Origin of the sequence: Pectobacterium odoriferum (assembly GCF_009931295.1) — a bacterium.
Taxonomy (GTDB): Bacteria; Pseudomonadota; Gammaproteobacteria; order Enterobacterales; family Enterobacteriaceae; genus Pectobacterium; species Pectobacterium odoriferum.
The window spans coordinates 93,854-111,324 of the sequence record NZ_CP034938.1; the positions used below are offsets into that span (position 1 = coordinate 93,854).

General features: G+C 53.9%; 18 protein-coding genes. 9 read left to right on the top strand and 9 right to left on the bottom strand.

The annotated features are described in order from the left end of the window. The first annotated feature begins 23 nt into the window (after window positions 1-23). Window positions 24-1,526: a M16 family metallopeptidase gene (locus EO763_RS00385; protein ID WP_161527743.1), complete on the top strand. Its 1,503-nt coding sequence runs from the start codon at window positions 24-26 to the stop codon at window positions 1,524-1,526. Between the two features lie 81 nt (window positions 1,527-1,607). On the opposite strand, the gene kdgK is transcribed toward EO763_RS00385, so the two are convergent. Next, window positions 1,608-2,540: a 2-dehydro-3-deoxygluconokinase gene (gene kdgK / locus EO763_RS00390; protein ID WP_010301193.1), complete on the bottom strand. Its 933-nt coding sequence runs from the start codon at window positions 2,538-2,540 to the stop codon at window positions 1,608-1,610. A 167-nt stretch (window positions 2,541-2,707) separates the two neighbouring features. Continuing rightward, complete coding sequence (yhjD, locus tag EO763_RS00395; RefSeq protein WP_161527744.1) at window positions 2,708-3,724, bottom strand: inner membrane protein YhjD; 1,017 nt, start codon at window positions 3,722-3,724, stop codon at window positions 2,708-2,710. Between the two features lie 140 nt (window positions 3,725-3,864). On the opposite strand from yhjD, the gene EO763_RS00400 reads away from it, so the two are divergent. Continuing rightward, window positions 3,865-5,061 carry an MFS transporter gene (locus EO763_RS00400; RefSeq protein ID WP_161527745.1) on the top strand — a complete coding sequence of 399 codons (1,197 nt, stop codon included), beginning with the start codon at window positions 3,865-3,867 and terminating at the stop codon, window positions 5,059-5,061. A 41-nt stretch (window positions 5,062-5,102) separates the two neighbouring features. Here EO763_RS00400 and EO763_RS00405 read toward each other — a convergent pair whose 3' ends face one another. Both EO763_RS00405 and EO763_RS00410 read right to left on the bottom strand, forming a co-directional pair. Then, window positions 5,103-5,669, bottom strand: a complete 567-nt coding sequence (locus EO763_RS00405) for a DcrB family lipoprotein (protein ID WP_161527746.1) — start codon at window positions 5,667-5,669, stop codon at window positions 5,103-5,105. A gap of 355 nt (window positions 5,670-6,024) precedes the next feature. Continuing rightward, the gene (locus tag EO763_RS00410; protein WP_039508183.1) at window positions 6,025-6,702 is read right to left on the bottom strand and encodes a 7-cyano-7-deazaguanine/7-aminomethyl-7-deazaguanine transporter; all 678 of its coding nucleotides are present in this window, start codon (window positions 6,700-6,702) and stop codon (window positions 6,025-6,027) included. Between the two features lie 233 nt (window positions 6,703-6,935). On the opposite strand from EO763_RS00410, the gene tusA reads away from it, so the two are divergent. Next, window positions 6,936-7,178 carry a sulfurtransferase TusA gene (tusA, locus tag EO763_RS00415; protein ID WP_010309387.1) on the top strand — a complete coding sequence of 81 codons (243 nt, stop codon included), beginning with the start codon at window positions 6,936-6,938 and terminating at the stop codon, window positions 7,176-7,178. A 59-nt stretch (window positions 7,179-7,237) separates the two neighbouring features. Here the strand turns inward: tusA and EO763_RS00420 are convergent, their stop codons facing one another. Beyond that, complete coding sequence (locus EO763_RS00420) at window positions 7,238-9,592, bottom strand: zinc/cadmium/mercury/lead-transporting ATPase (RefSeq protein WP_161527747.1); 2,355 nt, start codon at window positions 9,590-9,592, stop codon at window positions 7,238-7,240. A 91-nt stretch (window positions 9,593-9,683) separates the two neighbouring features. Then, window positions 9,684-10,313, bottom strand: a complete 630-nt coding sequence (locus EO763_RS00425) for a lysoplasmalogenase (protein WP_161527748.1) — start codon at window positions 10,311-10,313, stop codon at window positions 9,684-9,686. A 191-nt stretch (window positions 10,314-10,504) separates the two neighbouring features. Between EO763_RS00425 and EO763_RS00430 the strand changes: the two genes are divergently transcribed. Both EO763_RS00430 and EO763_RS00435 read left to right on the top strand, forming a co-directional pair. Continuing rightward, a complete protein-coding gene (locus EO763_RS00430; RefSeq protein WP_010306578.1) occupies window positions 10,505-10,825 on the top strand; it encodes a DUF1820 family protein in 321 nt (106 codons plus the stop codon). After that, entirely contained in the window at window positions 10,825-11,184 is a 360-nt protein-coding gene (locus EO763_RS00435; protein WP_161527749.1) for a DUF2500 domain-containing protein, read from the top strand. The genes EO763_RS00430 and EO763_RS00435 overlap by 1 nt, the downstream gene beginning before the upstream one ends. 3 nt (window positions 11,185-11,187) lie before the next feature. Here the strand turns inward: EO763_RS00435 and EO763_RS00440 are convergent, their stop codons facing one another. Together EO763_RS00440 and rsmD are read right to left on the bottom strand one after the other, a co-directional pair. Beyond that, on the bottom strand, window positions 11,188-11,463 hold the full coding sequence (locus EO763_RS00440) for a DUF1145 family protein (protein ID WP_161530308.1): 276 nt from the start codon (window positions 11,461-11,463) through the stop codon (window positions 11,188-11,190). 29 nt (window positions 11,464-11,492) lie between these two features. Beyond that, a complete protein-coding gene (gene rsmD, locus EO763_RS00445; RefSeq protein ID WP_161527750.1) occupies window positions 11,493-12,068 on the bottom strand; it encodes a 16S rRNA (guanine(966)-N(2))-methyltransferase in 576 nt (191 codons plus the stop codon). Window positions 12,069-12,417: 349 nt separating this feature from the next. On the opposite strand from rsmD, the gene ftsY reads away from it, so the two are divergent. The 4 genes from ftsY (at window position 12,418) to rpoH (ending at window position 16,741) form a co-directional block, all read left to right on the top strand. Further along, entirely contained in the window at window positions 12,418-13,893 is a 1,476-nt protein-coding gene (ftsY, locus tag EO763_RS00450) for a signal recognition particle-docking protein FtsY (RefSeq protein ID WP_161527751.1), read from the top strand. Window positions 13,894-13,898: 5 nt separating this feature from the next. Further along, on the top strand, window positions 13,899-14,570 hold the full coding sequence (gene ftsE, locus EO763_RS00455) for a cell division ATP-binding protein FtsE (RefSeq protein WP_010306560.1): 672 nt from the start codon (window positions 13,899-13,901) through the stop codon (window positions 14,568-14,570). Then, window positions 14,560-15,528, top strand: a complete 969-nt coding sequence (gene ftsX, locus EO763_RS00460) for a permease-like cell division protein FtsX (protein ID WP_161527752.1) — start codon at window positions 14,560-14,562, stop codon at window positions 15,526-15,528. The genes ftsE and ftsX overlap by 11 nt, the downstream gene beginning before the upstream one ends. 355 nt (window positions 15,529-15,883) lie before the next feature. Then, a complete protein-coding gene (rpoH, locus tag EO763_RS00465) occupies window positions 15,884-16,741 on the top strand; it encodes an RNA polymerase sigma factor RpoH (protein WP_039275909.1) in 858 nt (285 codons plus the stop codon). An 89-nt stretch (window positions 16,742-16,830) separates the two neighbouring features. Here the strand turns inward: rpoH and panM are convergent, their stop codons facing one another. After that, window positions 16,831-17,277, bottom strand: a complete 447-nt coding sequence (panM, locus tag EO763_RS00470) for an aspartate 1-decarboxylase autocleavage activator PanM (RefSeq protein ID WP_161527753.1) — start codon at window positions 17,275-17,277, stop codon at window positions 16,831-16,833. Window positions 17,278-17,471: the final 194 nt, after the last annotated feature.

Below are 17,471 nucleotides of genomic sequence, written 5' to 3' on the forward strand. Positions count from 1 at the left end.
GATAGCTATGAGTAGGGGTTCACATGCAGGGCACCAAAAAGGCGCTTTTCGTTGGTGGTTTGTTGCTGGCCGTGGTCAGCAGCGGCGTGCAGGCTGAAGCACTACAGCCCGATCCTGCCTGGCAGCAGGGTAAGCTTGATAATGGTTTTACCTGGCAGTTATTAACCACGCCACAGCGCCCCGGCGATCGGGTTGAGCTGCGTCTGGTTGTTAATGCTGGGTCGCTGCTGGAAAACGCTCAGCAGGTAGGCTTTGCCCATTTTCTTCCCCGTCTGGCCTTAGCGCCCGGCGATAAACTGTCCGCCGCTCAGCGACCTTCCATGTTGACGCGGGAGGCTAACAGCTTACGCGTTCTACCTCCGGTCATTGTCTCGTACGACTTCACGTCGTATAACCTGAGTTTACCGAATAATCGCCCCGAACTGCTGAAAGAAGCACTGACGTGGCTGGCGGAAAGCGCAGGTCAGATGACGTTCGACGAAAAAAGCCTACAGGCTGCGTTGAAGGTACCCGATCAAGTGGCAACCTTTCCGGTTAACCCACAAGATCCAAGCTGGCGCTACCGCCTGAAAGGCTCACCCCTGTTGGCGCACGATCCTGCCCAGGACGTCAAACCGCCGTTAAATGGCGAGCAGCTCCAGCAGTTTTATAAAACCTGGTACACGCCAGATGCGATGACGCTCTACATCGTCGGTCATGTGGATAACCGCAGCGTGATCGAGCAAATCGGGAAAGTCTTCTCCCCGCTGGAAGGGAAACGTGAAGCACCAGCGCCGTTGCCGACATTAAGCCCGCTACCGCCGCAGGCGATCAGCCTGATGAATAACAACGTCCAGCAGGATACGTTATCACTAATGTGGGATGCCCCGTGGCACCCGATTCGTGAATCGCAGGCGCTGGTTCGTTACTGGCTGGGCGATATGACGCGGGAAGCGATGTTCTGGCATCTACAGCAGGCGCTGGAGAAGAGTTCACTGAAGGGCAACAACCTTCGCTTCGACTGCAATGTGTTTTATACCCGTTCTCAGTGCGCAATTCATATGGATGTACCGAATAGTGAGAGCGTCGAGCCGGGTGTGACGTTTATGGCGCGTGAGCTGGCGACGTTGCGTGAAAAAGGGCTGACACAACAAGAGTTTGATGCGCTGATTGCGCGCAAGACGGACGAACTGAACAAGCTGTTTGCCACCTATGCGCGTACCAGCACAGACATCCTGATGGATCAGCGCTTGCGATCCCAGCAGAATGGTGTAGTGGATATTGCTCCCGAGCAGTACCAGAAACTGCGCCAGACTTATCTGTCCGCCTTAACGCTCGATATCCTGAATCAGGAACTGCACCAGCAACTGGTACAAGATACGACGATGCTGTTGATCCAGCAGCCGGGTGAACCCGAAGCGAATATGAAAGCGTTGCAGGAAACCTACGACCAGATTATGACGCCGGCCGTCGAGCCTGTTGCCAGCGCTGCTGCGGCAGCACCTGAAGGAATAAAACCGCAGGAAACGGCGCCCGCTGCACAGTAAGTTATTAATCAGTAAGTCTTTAATCAGAAAATAGAAAAGGCCGCGATTGCGGCCTTTAACTTATATCACGCGGCATCCTGTTTATGCAGGCATTGCCTCAAGCGGGATAATCGCCCCGCGGTATTGAATGACCGTGCTGGCTGTCAGGTGACCGCGCTGTGCGGCTTCCTGCGTGCTACCGCCATTCAGACGTACTGCCAGATAACCTGCGCTGAAAGAGTCGCCTGCGGCGGTGGTATCGACCACTTTCTCTTTTGGCAATTTGATTGCAGGAACATCAACCAATTCTTGCCCGCGTTCTGACACGATGCAGGAATCAGCACCGCGTTTGATGACCACTTCGTTAACGCCCAAACCGTGCGTCCGATCCAGCACCGCTTCCAGCGGCTTCGTGCCCCACAGCATGTCTTCGTCATCCAGTGTCAGGAAAGCGATATCGGTACAGGACAGGATGTCGGTGTAGGCCTGCTGCGTTTCTTCCTTGCTCTGCCACAGGCGTGGGCGATAGTTGTTATCAAAAATCACTTTACCGCCGTTGGCGCGGCAGGCGCGCAGCAGGGCGAGGAGACGCTGACGGCTTTCGGCGTTCAGAATCGCCAGACTGATGCCGCTCAGGTAGAGATAGTCAAATTGTGCCAGTGATTGACCGATTTTTTCTGCTTCCGGGCTGTCCAGCCAGTAGCGGGCAGCGGCATCATTACGCCAATAGTAGAACGTACGCTCACCAGTATCGTCGGTTTCAATGAAGTATAAACCGGGCAGCTTGTTGTCCAGTCGCTGAATCAGGTCGGTTTTCACCCCTTCTTTCTGCCAGGCAGCCACCATCTCGGTACTGAAGCTATCGGTGCCGAGGGCGGTCACGTAATGCACGCCCAGCTTATCGGCGTTTACCTGACGGGCAATGTAAACGGCAGTGTTCAGCGTATCGCCGCCAAATCCACGGTTAAGATCCGTGCCCTTCTGCGACAGTTCGATCATGCATTCGCCGATTACGGCAATGTTAGTAGTTGTCATCACTTTTGGCCTGTTTGAAAAGGTACCCTGCACCTGATGTTATTGGGGATAAAAAATGCGGAAATTAACGTCAGTCTCAACATTACGCGAGACTGAGTCAATAGCCTTGAAACGATGTTTTATTTTTTCATGACGCAGATCGGAAAACCAGTGCTTTCACGCTGCTTTTAGCGATCGGAGGACGGTTCTTTCTCCTGCTCATTCTGATCTGACGAGGTGTCGCCTTTGTAATTTGCCGTTGCGATCCAAGCGGCGCAGAAGAGCGTCAGACGAGCGAAGAAATAGAAGAACGCCATCAGGCCAATGACCGAACCGAACGCGGCACCGGAAGGTGAGCTAGCCAGTTTAGGCAGCGCGACGGTCATCGCGAATTTGATGATTTCAAAGCCCACGGCGGCGATCAGCGTGCCGCGAAAGAGCGCTTTGCGTTTGGGTTTATGGCGCGGTAAAACGAAAAATATCCACAGAAATAACAGATAGTTGGCGAAGATGGAGATTGACAGGGCAATCAGCGTTAACGCGGGGTGCAGCCACTCGATGCCATCTAGCCCCAGCGCGGTCACAATCATGTTCTGCGCGGTGCCGGCAACGGAGGTCAGGAAAAGCGTAATAATGAGCGCAATAACCAGACCGGTCAGCGACAGGAAATCCCGCGTGTACTGAAAGTAAATCTTCTCTTCATCTTTCGGGTTACGCTCCCACACGTCGCGCGATTGGGCGCGAATCGCCTCACGCAGGTTTCCCATCCAACTGATGCCGGAATAGAGTGCGATCAGCAAACCGGTAATCCCGACGGTGGTACGCTGCTGAACGGCGGTGTTGACGGTACTTTTCAGCGTGTTAGCCAGATTGGGATCGCTGATACTGTTAACGATGCGGTTAATCAGCTCCGTCAGCAGATCGGGATTAGAAGCCAGCACGAAGCCCACGGCGGCAAAAGACACCATGAGGATAGGGATCAGCGACAGAAAGGAAAAATAGGTAATGGCCGCGCCAAACTGATTCCCCATACGATCGTTGAAACGTTCGCCCGCGCGAATCAGGTGCGCCACGCTGGGAATCGCCTGAATCCGCGCGGCCAGACGTTTGCTTTTGCCCAGAAATGAGAGGTTTTTCTGCGGTGATTTGTCCCCTTCTGGGGTTGACGATGTTGACTGGCGATCCGGATCTGCCGGTACAGGCATTGCGTTTCTCCTGTGTTCAGGATTAGTTTATGGATAGAGACAAGATATAAGTTTGATTATAACCAACAATATAACAATGTTGCTTTTCGATGTTTTTTTGAACGTACGTCATACACGGACGTTAAGCGAGTGAATTTTCCATGCCAACACCTTCCCCATCCGAACCGGCGCTGAGCGGTCTGCGTCTCAACTTACGTATTGTTTCGATTGTGGCGTTCAACTTCGCCAGCTATCTGAATATCGGCCTACCGTTGGCGGTGCTGCCGGGATATGTACATGATCATCTTGGCTATAGCGCATTCTGGGCTGGGCTGGTGATCAGCCTGCAATATTTCTCTACGCTATTAAGCCGCCCGCACGCGGGTCGCAGCGCCGATGAAAAAGGGCCGAAGAAAATCGTCGTCTGGGGATTAGCTGGCGTCATGCTGAGCGGGATGTTTTACCTGCTGGCCGCCTTTAGCGACGCCTCGCCCGTGATTACGCTGTTGTTACTGTGCCTCGGGCGTATTGTGCTCGGTGCCGGACAGAGCTTTGCGGGTACAGGTGCAACGCTCTGGGGCGTTGGTGTGGTGGGGTCCCGACATATTGGGCGTGTGATTTCATGGAACGGCATTGCGACTTATGGCGCGATGGCAATTGGCGCACCGCTCGGCGTTTGGCTCAACCATATCGGTGGGCTAAAGCTGCTTTCCGTATGCATTATCCTGATCGCAGCCGTGGCGATTGTCCTCGCGCTACCGCGCCCGGCGGTGCAGGTCGCACCGGGGAAAAAGATTCCCTTCCGCGAAGTGCTGGGGAAAGTCTGGGTTTACGGCATTATTCTGGCGATCGCCTCTGCGGGTTTTGGTGTGATCGCCACCTTCATCACGCTGTTTTATGCTGACCGGAATTGGGAAGGTGCGGCGCTGACGCTGACCATTTTCAGCGTTGCCTTTGTCGGTGCACGATTGGTGTTTCCTAACAGTATTCAGCGATTTGGCGGATTGCGCGTGGCGATGGCGTGCTTTGTGGTTGAGATCGTGGGGTTGCTGTTGGTCTGGGGGGCGACGCAGCCGCTGATGGCAGAAGTCGGTGCATTCCTCGCGGGGGCGGGTTTCTCTCTGGTGTTCCCAGCATTAGGTGTTGTCGCCGTTAAAGCTGTATCGCCGCAGAATCAGGGTAGCGCGCTGGCAACCTATACCATATTCCTTGACCTGTCGCTGGGCATCGTCGGACCGGTGGCGGGCGTGCTGATGGCCTATACCGGTATCGCCTCTATTTACCTGGCGGCGGCGCTGTTGGGGCTATGCGGTCTGGCACTGACGTGGCGACTGACCCAGCGCACGGCCATCGAATAACAGTAGCCACTTCAGTGGCTACTGTTAGACGATAACACCGATTATTTCAGCTTCAGGGTGTGGATGATGCCTTCTGCTTCGCTCTGTGCCTGTTGCTGATTGCTAGCAGGCAGCGTGATCTGCAAGGTCAGCAGTTGGTTTTCCACTTTGCCCAGCACGACAGAGGAATAAGCCTGCTGTCCGCTGCTGGTGATAATGCTGTCGAGCTGTTGCAGCTTCTTGCCGTCAACGTCGATGGTTTTGTTGGTGACGACCTGAAGATTGGCATCACGCGTGCGTTGTTGGTCTTCCAGACGCTGTGCCAGCACGGTCAACTCTTCTGTGGTGTTGTCGCCCAGAATCACGATGACTGCTTTCTGTCCATTGTCATTGGCGTAAACGTGCATGTTGTTCGCTTGCGTACCAACTTTACCGCTTTGATCACGCATATCGGCTGGCAGGGTAAATGCCACCTTGCCATTCATTAATTCAATATTCTGACCTGCGCTGGCTTCTGCGGCAGGTTTATCTTGTGCGCCAGCTTTTGCTGCGTCATCCGTTTTGCCATCACAGGCAGCAAGCAGGCCGACAAGCAAGCCGACACCGAGGTATTTGATTACATTCGACATGGGATCCCTTTCTCTCGTTTTTGAAACAGGTAATAACAGTATGGCACCCTATTCAGATAGCAAAAACAAGCATTTTGTTGTTGCAAACCGTTGTTAGTACCTGCGTTATTTTTACAAAACGATGAGTGATTTGATGAGAAAAGGCGGCGTGAATAGCCGCCACCGACTGTTGACAAACCTATTTGCATAACGACAACGGGAGTAACGGAATAGAAGAGTAAAGCGTTTGCGCCAGGGATGGCGCAAGCCGAGCGCACAGGGATGTGTTTACAGCGTCTTTACGATCTATCCGTTACTACCGCTCGATGGACTTTGTCAGCAACCTCAGGCGGCGTGAATAGCCGCCCGATTGCCATTAATGGTGGCTGCTGACGGAACGGTAGTCGGCTGAGTCTTTCTGCTCGCTTAGACGTTTAAGCACCATGTTCAGCATGACACCGTACATCGGCAGGAAGAACGCCAGACTGATCAGCAGCTTGAAGGCATAGTCCACCATCGCGATTTCAACCCAGTTTGCCGCCATGAAGGCATCGGTGCTGCGGTAAAACGCAATGAAGAAAAAGGCCAGCGTATCGCTGAAATTACCAAACACGGTCGACACAGCCGGCGCGACCCACCATGCACGCTTCTGGCGCAGGCGGTTGAAGACGTGAACATCCAGAATCTGGCCGAGAACATAAGCCATGAAGCTGGCGCAGGCGATACGCGCCACGACAATATTCACCTGACTTAACGCCTCGAATGATTGCCACGAACCCTGATAAAACAGGCACGACACCAGATAGGAAATCACCAGCGCAGGCACCATCACGGTCAGAATGATACGACGCGCCAGCGGCGCACCGAAAACCCGAACCGTCAGGTCAGTTGCCAGAAAAATAAACGGGAAGGTAAACGCGCCCCAGGTGGTATGAAAACCGAAAATCAATACCGGGAGCTGGACCAGATAATTACTCGACGTAATGATCAGGACATGGAACAACGATAGCCAGATCAGCGCCGTAAGCCGCTGCTGGGGAGTAAAACGATACATAATGTGACCTTTTTGGTTATTGGGGTTAGGGAACCCAAGAGATAACGTGCAGATTTATGCTGCAACGCGGCGGCATAATACGCAATTGCTTCGCTAATGCAATTATTTCGCTACGACCATGTGTTTTGCCAGAAAAAGATGGTTGTTTTCTGCGCAAACGTTGTCGTCGCTTGCGTCGGGAAATCCTCAGCGTAAACTAAGGCGGTTTTTTGATTCCAGCACTGAGAACGTTGATGACCGATCCCTTTACCAACCCGGATAAAACCCTTGATGCGCAGGGGCTGCGCTGCCCTGAGCCTGTAATGATGGTGCGTAAGACGGTACGCCAGATGGAAACCGGGCAAACGCTGCTGATTATTGCCGACGATCCGGCCACCACCCGCGATATTCCCGGTTTTTGCGTGTACATGGAGCATGAGCTTCTGGCACAGGAGACCGAGCAGGTTCCCTATCGGTATCTGCTGCGCAAAGGGTAATACCCGTCATACTTCAAGCCGCAGGTGCGCGGTGTTGCACCGCGCACCGTAGACCGCTATCAGTCCTGTTTTCTCAACAGCCGTAGCGCGTTGGCGGTGACCAGCGCGGTTGCGCCGGAATCCGCCAGCACGGCGAGCCACAGTCCGGTAATACCCAGAATACTGGTAACCAGAAATACTGCTTTCAGCCCCAGCGCGATAGTAATGTTCTGACGGATATTGCGCTGCGTTGCCCGCGACAGGCTAATCATGGCGGCCAGCCCAGTCAGGCGACTGTGCGTTAAGGCGGCATCGGCCGTCTCCAGCGCCACATCGGTACCGCTTCCCATCGCAATCCCGATCGTTGCCGCTTTCATTGCCGGTGCGTCGTTGATGCCATCACCAACCATCGCGACGGGATGCTGCTTGCTCAATTCGCTGACTGCCGTGACCTTGTCAGCAGGGAGCAGGCTGGCGCGGTAATCGATCCCTAATGTCGCCGCAATGGCTGCCGCCGCGCGGGGATTATCGCCCGTGAGCATGACGCCACGAATCCCTAACTGCTGCAAAGCATCCAGCGCTTCACGTGCATCGTGGCGCAATGTATCGCTCAGTGCCAGCACGCCGAGCAGCTTGTCGTCTTCTTGCACCACCACGACGGTTTTCCCTTCGTTCTCCAGCGCATCAATCCGTTGCAACCAACTTACATCAAGTAAACCGGGCGTGATGCGAGCCGGCGCGCTGACCTGAATCCGCTTGCCGCCTATCGTGCCTTCAACACCGACACCCGCTAGTGCTTTACGGTTTTCCGCCATTGGCAGGAATGTGCTCGTGGACAACGCATGCTGGACGATCGCTTTGGCAAGCGGATGGTGCGAACCGGATTCCACCGCAGCGGTTCGCGTCAGCAGCGCCGTTTCGCTAATGCCCACTGCGGGTAACACGTCCGTCACCTGAGGCTTGCCTTCTGTCAGCGTGCCTGTTTTATCGAACGCGATAGTTTTGATGCTGCCCAGCGATTCCAGCGCCGCACCACCTTTAATCAGCGCCCCACGACGCGTTGCGGCGGCTAGCCCCGACGTAATCGCCGCAGGCGTTGAGATCACCAGCGCGCACGGACAGCCAATTAACAGCAGCGTCAGGCCGCGATAAATCCACTCTTGCCACGGCTGCGCCAGCAGTAGCGGCGGTGCCAGAATCACCAGCAGCGACAGCAGCATGATGGCTGGCGTGTAGTAGCGGCTGAACTTATCGAGGAAGCGCTCTATCGGCGCACGGCGTTCTTCCGCTTCTTCTATCAGTTGCAGAATGCGGTCAATAGCGCTGTTGCCCGGCTGTGACACCACGCGTAGCTGTACAACCCGATCGACGCACAGGCTGCCTGCGGCAATTTTTTCACCGGGCGTACGTTCAACGGGAACCGATTCACCGGTCAGCGCGCTTTCATCAAAGCTGGCGTCGCTATTCAAAAGCTCCGCATCGGCGGGGAGCCGCCCACCGGGCGCGACTTCAATCACGTCACCGGGAACCAGACTGGCGACGGGAACGAGGCGTCGCTGCCCGTTGCCGACGACCGTAGCATCTTCGGGAAGCAACGCCATCAGCGCTGTTACGGCCCGTCGTGCGCGGTTTGCCGCGTAAGATTCCAGATGTTCGCCCAGCATAAACAGCAGCAGGATGACGGTGGCTTCGGTGGTGGCGCCAATCAAGAGCGCTCCAATGGAAGCCACGCTCATCAGCGTTTCAATCGCGAAAGGGGTACCCGTGCGAATGAGCTGCACCGTTTTTTTCAGGATCGGAATCAGCCCGACAATCGTGGTCGCGATAAACGCGATCTGCCCGCTGCGCTCGCTTAGCAGGGAAAGTCCCCAGCTTGCAGCAGCCAGCAAAGTGAAAAGTATTAAGAAACCATATTCATGTACAAAACGACGTACGGTCGAGGTGTCGGGTGGAGCGAGAGGGAGTGCGGTGTCCTGCAAGGTGAAACCCGCTTGCTGAACGGCATGTTGAACCTGAAGTCGGATATCGGTGTTGGCATCAACAACCAATTTTTCGGTGGCGAACAGCACTTTGGCCTGTTCAATTCCGGTGAGATTTTTTACTGCATTTTCAATTTTACGTGCGCAGCTGGGACAATCCATCCCGCTGATTTTCCAGCTGAAACGCTGGTGGGATCGGGGCCTGTCGCTGTCTCCGCCGTCGGGGTCGTCTGAATCCGCGCTACCGCCGCTGTCTGACGACGACTGATCTGTGCCACACGCGCTCTGCACTACGGCGTCAGACGTGTGTTTGGTTGAACAGCAGCTGTGGTCGGCGTGGTTTGAATGCTGCGTGTGCTCGTTGCAGCAGCTTTTGGTGCTGCGTGGCGCGTGGTGAACGCTGTTATTGCAGCAGGCTGATTTCTCAGCGCTGTGGTTATGCTGATGAGAGTGCATATCTTCCTCCGTTGTTAGTGACTTACATTCTCATCAGGAACTTTACACCGCCGCTTAATGCTTAGCCAGATTTTCGTGAGCGCCGCGAACGTCAGAAATAGAGGGAGCGAACGATCAGGAAATGGCCGCCAAAATAGCCCGCCGCGACAATCGCCTGATGGGCGCGGAACGGAAAACGGTAATGGTGAATCAGCCAGGCCGCATGGGCGATAAACAGCAATACGGTGCCCGTCAGCAGGGAGAAATTCGCGTTTGTCCCCAGCGCAAAATAGCGCTCACCAGCAATCCAGACCATCAGCGTCGTCATGATGATAAAGGCGCAAGCAGGCCAGCGCTGTGCGTCCAACCGTCCCCAGATAATGGCGATCAGGATCGCGGCCAGAATGACGAGCGTTAATGCCAGTGGCCAGAAGAACGTGAGCGAAATCTGTCCGGTAAAAAAGCTAATGGTGTACAGCAGATGGGAGAGGAAATAAGCGCCAAATGCGTAGAGCAGGCGCTGAGTCGGCAGCAACAGCAGGGTGTCTGCGACCAGCGTGGCCAGCAGCCCCAGCACAATCAGATAGCCCGGCACACCAAGCAGCGGCGTCTGCCAGGCCAGAGCCAGCAGCAGTAGCATCGTGACGGGTTTGAATAACCAACGCTGCCATGTTGGACCACGGTAGCTGGCGTCTACATACAACCAACCAGAAAAAAGCACAGCAATAAATGACCAAAGCATAGCGTGTCCTTTTTGTGTTTTTGTTTGTGTCAGAATAAAAATAAACCGTTCTTTGTTCAGTGTAGGGGATTGTGGGGAAGTTAAACAACACGGGGGGAGACGGATGCGACTTCTGTGAGCTTCATGTTATGTTATCGCCTGTTTTTATTGTAGATGGGCGCCGTGAAGTCTTGAAGGGAGCATTGTGTTGAATGAGTAATGAATCCGCGCTTTATCGTATTCAATTTATAAATAACGGTAAGAATTACCAGCTTTACGTGCGTGAGTTGGTGCAGAGCAGCCTGTTCGGTTTTATTGAAATTGCCGACTTCGTGTTTGATAGCCAGTCTACGGTGTTGGTTGACCCGTCAACCGAGAAACTGAAAACGGAATTCTCTGGCGTTAGCCGCAGTTTCATCCCTCTACAGGCGATTATTCGCATTGATGCCGTGACGGAAAAGGGCAGCGCTCGTATTTCTGATTTAGGCGATAACGTTGCCGCGTTCCCTTATCTTCCCGGCAAGAAACCCTGATGAATGATTTTCCCTGGCTGTTGGCCTTGGCCGTTGGTGCGATTTTGGTGCTGGCGGCGCGGCAATATCGACGCCAACGTCAGCGGGAAGCGCAGAATGACGCGGCTCCGCTGCGTATTGTTGCCGCCGAGGTGAAACACAAACGCGAATTTCCCCGCAGTCGTCGACGGGCGCGCGAACATCAGGTGATGGTTGTAGAAGATATGCTTTATGAGGTCACGTTCAGGCCGATTACCGGCGGTGCGACTATCACGCTGCGCCTTGAGCACGCGGATTATCACCCGCTTGATACCGGCATGCAGGGCTCGTTGCAGCTAAAGGGCACGCGCTTTATTCGCTTTATGCCCCAGCAGAAGTAGCGATTACGGCTTCGGTGGCTTAGGCTGCTTTTTCTGCCACGCCAGCAGTTCAAACACGCCAAAAAGGAAAATGCGTGCCTGAAGCGCGCGGGTCAGCGCGGGACTGTCTTTCGGCTGGCTGGATTTTAACAGCAGCAGTTGAAAACCATGCATCAGGATCATAAACACCATCGCCACGGTCATGAAGATATTCAACGGCTTGGGAAACGGCTGAATCAGGTTAAGCAACAAAAATCCCCACACGCCCAGCATCAATAATCTGCCAAGGTTAATCAAAATCATCTCTTACCCTTACGTCACTGCGAAGATCACTGACGGATGTATAAACGGTAGGCGACCTGGCCCGCAATTTTTTCACGGTGCAGTTGCCAATTCTCCGGGATAGTCAGCTGCGCATTTTCCGCCTCTGTTTCTACGTAAATCCACGCGTCTGGTGCCAGCCAGCCCTGTTGTTCCAGCAGAGCAAGCGTATTGTTCAGCAGTTCTTTGCGAAACGGCGGATCGAGAAACACAACGTCAAACGGTGTGCCCAGCTTCGCCAGCCAGCTCAGGGCATCAGTATTGACCACCTCGGCGTTTTCCGCCCGAAGCAGCGCCAGATTTTGCGTTAACTGCTGCGCGACTGCACGCTCCATCTCCAATAATGTGGTGTGCGCAGCATAACGAGAAAGGGCTTCCAGCCCGAGCGCGCCGCTGCCAGCAAAACAGTCCAGACAGCGCGCCTGTTGAATGACGGGAGCCAGCCAGTTAAACAGCGTTTCCCGCACGCGATCGGTGGTGGGACGTAAACCGGGGCTATCAGGAACCGGAAGTTTTCTGCCGCGCCATTGACCACCGATGATTCGGATTTGTCCGGCGGCTGACGATGCATTTTTTTTAGCCATAGCTCACAGGGTTATTGTTGTGCCGCATCATCATGGTGTGGATGCGGGCAGGAAATTTCTGGCGCTATTCTAGCGGCGGTTACGTGTAGAGGGAATGTTAAGATGGATGTTAAGGCGCTTAACCCAAAATTTTGTGCTGTCTGCGGCCTTTCGATCACGTACGGTGTTTGACACACTTCGTTACGGACATTGCCTTTCGTTACGAAGATTGTCGGCAGCGCGGAGAATTGTCTGCCATTGCCCCCGTTGGCCGCGTGTTGCTGTCGGCAGGAAAGTGTTAAACTTGTTGTTTAAATATGATTTTCATTGATTGATTCGCTGCGGTGAGCAGCGTGGAGCGCGATCGCACATGTCAAAAGAAAAGAAGCGCGGTTTTTTTTCCTGGCTGGGATTAGGGAAACAGGAAGAAAAACAACAAGAGCAACCGGTTGTCGAAGAACAGCCGTCAGCGGCAGAGTCGGATATTGCAGCATCAACTCAGCAGGCCGTTGAACAAACTAAGCAGACCGTTGAACACGCGCCGGAGCCAGTGCTGCCGGAAGCGCCTGTTGTTCTGGAAAAGTCTGTCGTTGAAGAAAAGGTCAAGGTTGAAGCGGAAGAATTGGCCCAACCGGTCGCCGAGCGTGAGGTTACCGCAGCGGCAGAGGCATCAACCATTTCCGCCCCAGAAGCTAATGCTTCTGAATCCATTGTTTCTGAAACAGACGATCGTGACGCGATCGATCATGACGGTTTCGATCGGGATATCGTCGATCCGATCGTGCACACCGAGATCGCCGAAAGCACGACGGTGACTGATGCTGAGCCGGACGTTGCGCAGCAGGAAGAGCAAGAATACGAAGAACCAGAGCAGGCACAGCCAGATGATGTTCCGGCTGTGGCGCAAGAGCAGGAACGCCCGACGAAAGAAGGTTTCTTCGCTCGCCTGAAACGCAGTCTGGTAAAAACGCGCCAGAACCTCGGTTCAGGATTTATCGGATTGTTTCGCGGTAAGAAAATCGACGACGATCTGTTTGACGAACTGGAAGAACAACTGCTGGTTGCGGATGTCGGGGTCGAGACGACCCGCAAAATCATCGGCAGCCTGACGGAGCACGCCAGCCGCCGCCAACTGAAAGATGCTGATACGCTTTTTGTGAAGCTGAAAGAAGAAATGGCGGAGATTCTTGCTAAGGTGGACGCCCCGCTGAATATCGAAGGTAAAACGCCGTATGTCATTCTGATGGTTGGCGTTAATGGCGTGGGTAAAACCACCACCATCGGGAAAATGGCACGCCAGTTCCAGGCGCAGGGCAAGTCCGTGATGCTGGCGGCGGGGGATACTTTCCGTGCGGCGGCGGTCGAGCAGTTGCAAGTCTGGGGACAGCGCAATAACGTGGCGGTGGTTGCACAGCATACGGGTGCGGATTCAGCATCGGTGATTTTCGATGCGATTCAGGCAGCGAAAGCGCGCGGCGTTGATGTCCTGATCGCGGATACCGCGGGTCGCTTGCAGAACAAAGCGCACCTGATGGAAGAGCTGAAAAAGATTGTGCGCGTGATGAAAAAGCTAGACGAAGACGCGCCGCATGAAGTGATGCTGACGCTGGATGCGAGCACCGGACAGAACGCGGTGAGTCAGGCCAAGCTGTTTAATGAAGCGGTTGGGCTGACGGGAATTACCTTAACTAAGCTGGACGGTACCGCGAAAGGCGGGGTTATTTTCGCCATTGCCGACCAGTTCGCTATTCCTATCCGCTATATTGGGGTAGGTGAAGGTATTGAAGATTTACGGCCATTCAAGGCCGACGATTTTATTGAGGCACTTTTTGCCCGAGAGGATTAAAACGGATGATTCGTTTTGAACAGGTCAGTAAAGCTTACCTCGGTGGGCGTCAGGCATTACAAGGGGTGGATTTCCATCTGCGCCCAGCGGAAATGGCGTTCCTGACCGGCCATTCCGGCGCAGGGAAAAGTACCCTGCTGAAACTGATTTGTGGCATTGAACGTCCCAGCGCGGGTCAGATTTTGTTTGGCGGTCACAATATCAGCCGCCTGAAAAAACGCGAAGTCCCGTTCCTGCGACGCCAGATCGGCATGATCTTTCAGGATCACCACCTGTTGATGGAACGCACGGTCTATGACAACGTCGCGATGCCGCTCATCATCGCGGGCGCCAGCAGTGAGGATATCCGTCGCCGGGTATCCGCCGCGCTGGACAAGGTTGGCCTGCTGGATAAAGCGAAGAACTATCCTATCCAGCTGTCCGGCGGTGAACAGCAGCGTGTTGGCATTGCGCGCGCGGTGGTGAACAAACCTGCGGTGTTGCTGGCGGATGAGCCGACCGGCAACCTGGATGAAGCGCTGTCAGAAGGCATTTTGCGCCTGTTTGAAGAATTTAATCGTGTTGGCGTCACGGTCCTGATGGCGACGCATGATACTGGGCTTATCGCCCGCCGTAATTACCGTGTGCTGACGCTGTCGGATGGCCGCATGGTGGGGGGAAACCATAATGGCGAATAATGTCCGTAATGCGAAAAAGCCTGTCGCAAAAGCGAAAGCGCTGCGCGGCGGCTGGCAGGAACAGTGGCGCTATGCCTGGACCAATACGCTGGCTGATATGCTGCGCCAGCCGCTGGCTACCTTTCTGACCGTGATGGTCATCGCTATTTCGTTGGCGTTGCCCAGCATCTGCTATCTGGTCTGGAAAAACGTCAGTCAGGCGGCCACGCAGTGGTATCCCTCGCCGCAACTGACGGTGTATCTGGATAAATCACTGGATGACAACGCGGCGCAGGCGGTTATCACGCAGCTTCAATCTGAAGACGGCGTCGATAAAGTCAATTATCTGTCGCGCAATGAAGCGATGGGCGAGTTCCGCAACTGGTCCGGTTTTGGCGGCGCGCTGGATATGTTGGAAGAGAATCCGCTGCCAGCAGTAGCGATTATCACGCCGAAAATGCGCTTTCAGGATTCCAACACGTTGACGACGTTACGCGACCGTGTGGCGGCGACGCAGGGCGTGGATGAAGTACGGATGGACGACAGCTGGTTTGCGCGGCTGGTGGCGTTGACTACTCTGGTTGGGCAAATTTCCGCGACGATTGGTGTCCTGATGATTGTTGCCGTCTTTTTGGTGATCGGCAACAGCGTGCGCCTGAGTATTTTCAGCCGCCGTGAAACCATCAATGTGATGAAGCTGATCGGTGCGACGGACGGCTTTATTCTGCGTCCATTCCTGAATGGTGGGGCGGCAATGGGTGTGGGCGGCGCGGTGTTGTCGCTGATTTTATCGCAGGCGCTGGTCTGGAAGCTGGATGCGGTGGTGGCACAGGTTGCCGCTGTGTTCGGTACGACGTTTGCCGTCAAAGGATTGAGCTGGGATGAATCCCTGTTGCTGTTGCTCATTGCTGGCATGATTGGCTGGTTGGCCGCCTGGCTGGCAACCGTGCAACATTTACGCCGTTTTACACCACAGTAGGCGTTTTCTGGTATAATTATCCCCTGTAATTCAGACCGTATTGCAGGGGAAATCTCCTCAGCGACATCTCTTCTTTGTTCTTCTCGCTGTGTTTCCCTTCGGTTTAGCGTGTGTGAGTGACTCGTTTTTCTCCTGCTTGATCTCTGGCATGAGGTGAATAAAATGATAGGAACTTGCGAGCGAAATCACAGTCTGAATAGACAGATTTTAGGATTTAAGTAATCCGGTTTTAAGGTTTTTAATAAAAGTAATCTTTAAGGTGCTGCGTTTTGCCATCTTCGCGCAAAACGATGCGGTGAAGCAGTGCTAAGATAGCCGACTGCAATATGACGAGTAGAGCAACTGAGAGGGTTGAATGACCAAAGATATGCAAACTTTCACCTTAGTTCCCCAGGGCAGTCTGGAAGGGTATATTCGTGCCGCCAATGCCTATCCGATGCTGACGGCGGAGGAAGAGCGGGCGCTGGCTGAACGGCTGCATTATCAGGGCGATCTGGATGCGGCTAAGCACCTCATTCTGTCACACCTGCGTTTTGTTATTCACGTTGCCCGTAACTATTCCGGCTACGGCTTGCCGCAGGCGGACCTGATTCAGGAAGGGAACATCGGCCTGATGAAGGCGGTACGTCGCTTTAACCCTGAAGTTGGCGTGCGTCTGGTTTCTTTCGCCGTGCATTGGATCAAAGCCGAAATTCATGAATACGTACTGCGTAACTGGCGTATCGTGAAAGTCGCGACCACCAAAGCACAGCGTAAACTGTTCTTTAACCTGCGTAAGTCAAAAACGCGCCTTGGCTGGTTTAATCAGGATGAAGTCGAACTGGTGGCGCGTGAACTTGGCGTGACCAGCAAAGATGTGCGCGAGATGGAATCCCGCATGGCGGCGCAGGACATGACGTTCGATCCGACGCCGGAAGAAGATTCGCACGACGGCAAGGCGATGTCGCCGATGCTTTACCTACAGGATAAATCGTCTGACTTTGCTGATGGCATTGAAGAAGATAACTGGGAAACGCATGCGGCCGATAAGCTCACCTACGCGCTGGAAGGGCTGGACGAACGCAGCCAGCACATTATTCGCGCCCGCTGGTTGGATGATGACAACAAATCCACCTTGCAGGAACTGGCCGATCAATACGGCGTTTCCGCAGAGCGTGTGCGTCAGTTAGAAAAGAATGCGATGAAAAAACTGCGAGCGGCGATAGAAGCCTAATCGCTTTTATCCTCTCTTTCTGTAGCGACCGGGTAATGCCCGGTCGTTTTGTTTTTGTCTGATGTGAATCTCAGGCCGTAGAACTGTGTTTAGGGTTTCTCTGGGTTGAGTTCGTCAAGAATCAGAGGTGTTTCTTTTCTGCGAATATAGCGCCATCCACCGGATACGGGTGAAAAGCCGCAAGACACCATAAATCGCGCCAGCACTTCCTCTTTGATCGCTGCATGATCGGCCGTTGCCAGCCACCACTCTTTAACATCAGGAAGCTGACGTCGCACTTCATCAAGCAAAAGTTGCCCTACGCCACGTCGCCGCGTGACTTCACGCACCATCAGATCGCTCAGTTCTGCATATTCCCCTTCAATCTCGACCAGCACGCCGCCTAACAACCGATCGTTAAAACGGGCGGCAAATAATCGCCGATCGAGCATGAGCCCTTCTTCGAGTAAACCAATGTTCTGATGCGGCCAAATTTTTGCCAGATCAATTTTATCCTGAGGGCTGAATCGGGTGAGACATTCAACGGTTAGTTTCATTTTTATCGGCACTCCATCATATGAGTGAAGAATAATGTAGTTGTTTTGTAGTGGATCAGTTGTGTAATTTGAGTGTTATGGTTAATAGGGCAAATGTTTTTCTCATTCTTTGTTTTTCGAGTAATCCATCAACAATTAATGCACAAAGCAGAATATCTGACTATATATAAATTGAATGCTGGTTTTTGCATCTG

What these genes read in the sequence shown, in the direction of transcription:
- ftsY (WP_161527751.1), top strand. Translation starts at nt 12,418, where the DNA reads ATGTCAAAAGAAAAGAAGCGCGGTTTTTTTTCCTGGCTGGGATTAGGG.
- panM (WP_161527753.1), bottom strand. Translation starts at nt 17,277, where the DNA reads ATGAAACTAACCGTTGAATGTCTCACCCGATTCAGCCCTCAGGATAAA.
- EO763_RS00385 (WP_161527743.1), top strand. Translation starts at nt 24, where the DNA reads ATGCAGGGCACCAAAAAGGCGCTTTTCGTTGGTGGTTTGTTGCTGGCC.
- yhjD (WP_161527744.1), bottom strand. Translation starts at nt 3,724, where the DNA reads ATGCCTGTACCGGCAGATCCGGATCGCCAGTCAACATCGTCAACCCCA.
- EO763_RS00435 (WP_161527749.1), top strand. Translation starts at nt 10,825, where the DNA reads ATGAATGATTTTCCCTGGCTGTTGGCCTTGGCCGTTGGTGCGATTTTG.
- rpoH (WP_039275909.1), top strand. Translation starts at nt 15,884, where the DNA reads ATGACCAAAGATATGCAAACTTTCACCTTAGTTCCCCAGGGCAGTCTG.
- ftsX (WP_161527752.1), top strand. Translation starts at nt 14,560, where the DNA reads ATGGCGAATAATGTCCGTAATGCGAAAAAGCCTGTCGCAAAAGCGAAA.
- rsmD (WP_161527750.1), bottom strand. Translation starts at nt 12,068, where the DNA reads ATGGCTAAAAAAAATGCATCGTCAGCCGCCGGACAAATCCGAATCATC.
- EO763_RS00410 (WP_039508183.1), bottom strand. Translation starts at nt 6,702, where the DNA reads ATGTATCGTTTTACTCCCCAGCAGCGGCTTACGGCGCTGATCTGGCTA.
- kdgK (WP_010301193.1), bottom strand. Translation starts at nt 2,540, where the DNA reads ATGACAACTACTAACATTGCCGTAATCGGCGAATGCATGATCGAACTG.
- ftsE (WP_010306560.1), top strand. Translation starts at nt 13,899, where the DNA reads ATGATTCGTTTTGAACAGGTCAGTAAAGCTTACCTCGGTGGGCGTCAG.
- EO763_RS00405 (WP_161527746.1), bottom strand. Translation starts at nt 5,669, where the DNA reads ATGTCGAATGTAATCAAATACCTCGGTGTCGGCTTGCTTGTCGGCCTG.
- EO763_RS00430 (WP_010306578.1), top strand. Translation starts at nt 10,505, where the DNA reads ATGAGTAATGAATCCGCGCTTTATCGTATTCAATTTATAAATAACGGT.
- EO763_RS00425 (WP_161527748.1), bottom strand. Translation starts at nt 10,313, where the DNA reads ATGCTTTGGTCATTTATTGCTGTGCTTTTTTCTGGTTGGTTGTATGTA.
- EO763_RS00420 (WP_161527747.1), bottom strand. Translation starts at nt 9,592, where the DNA reads ATGCACTCTCATCAGCATAACCACAGCGCTGAGAAATCAGCCTGCTGC.
- tusA (WP_010309387.1), top strand. Translation starts at nt 6,936, where the DNA reads ATGACCGATCCCTTTACCAACCCGGATAAAACCCTTGATGCGCAGGGG.
- EO763_RS00400 (WP_161527745.1), top strand. Translation starts at nt 3,865, where the DNA reads ATGCCAACACCTTCCCCATCCGAACCGGCGCTGAGCGGTCTGCGTCTC.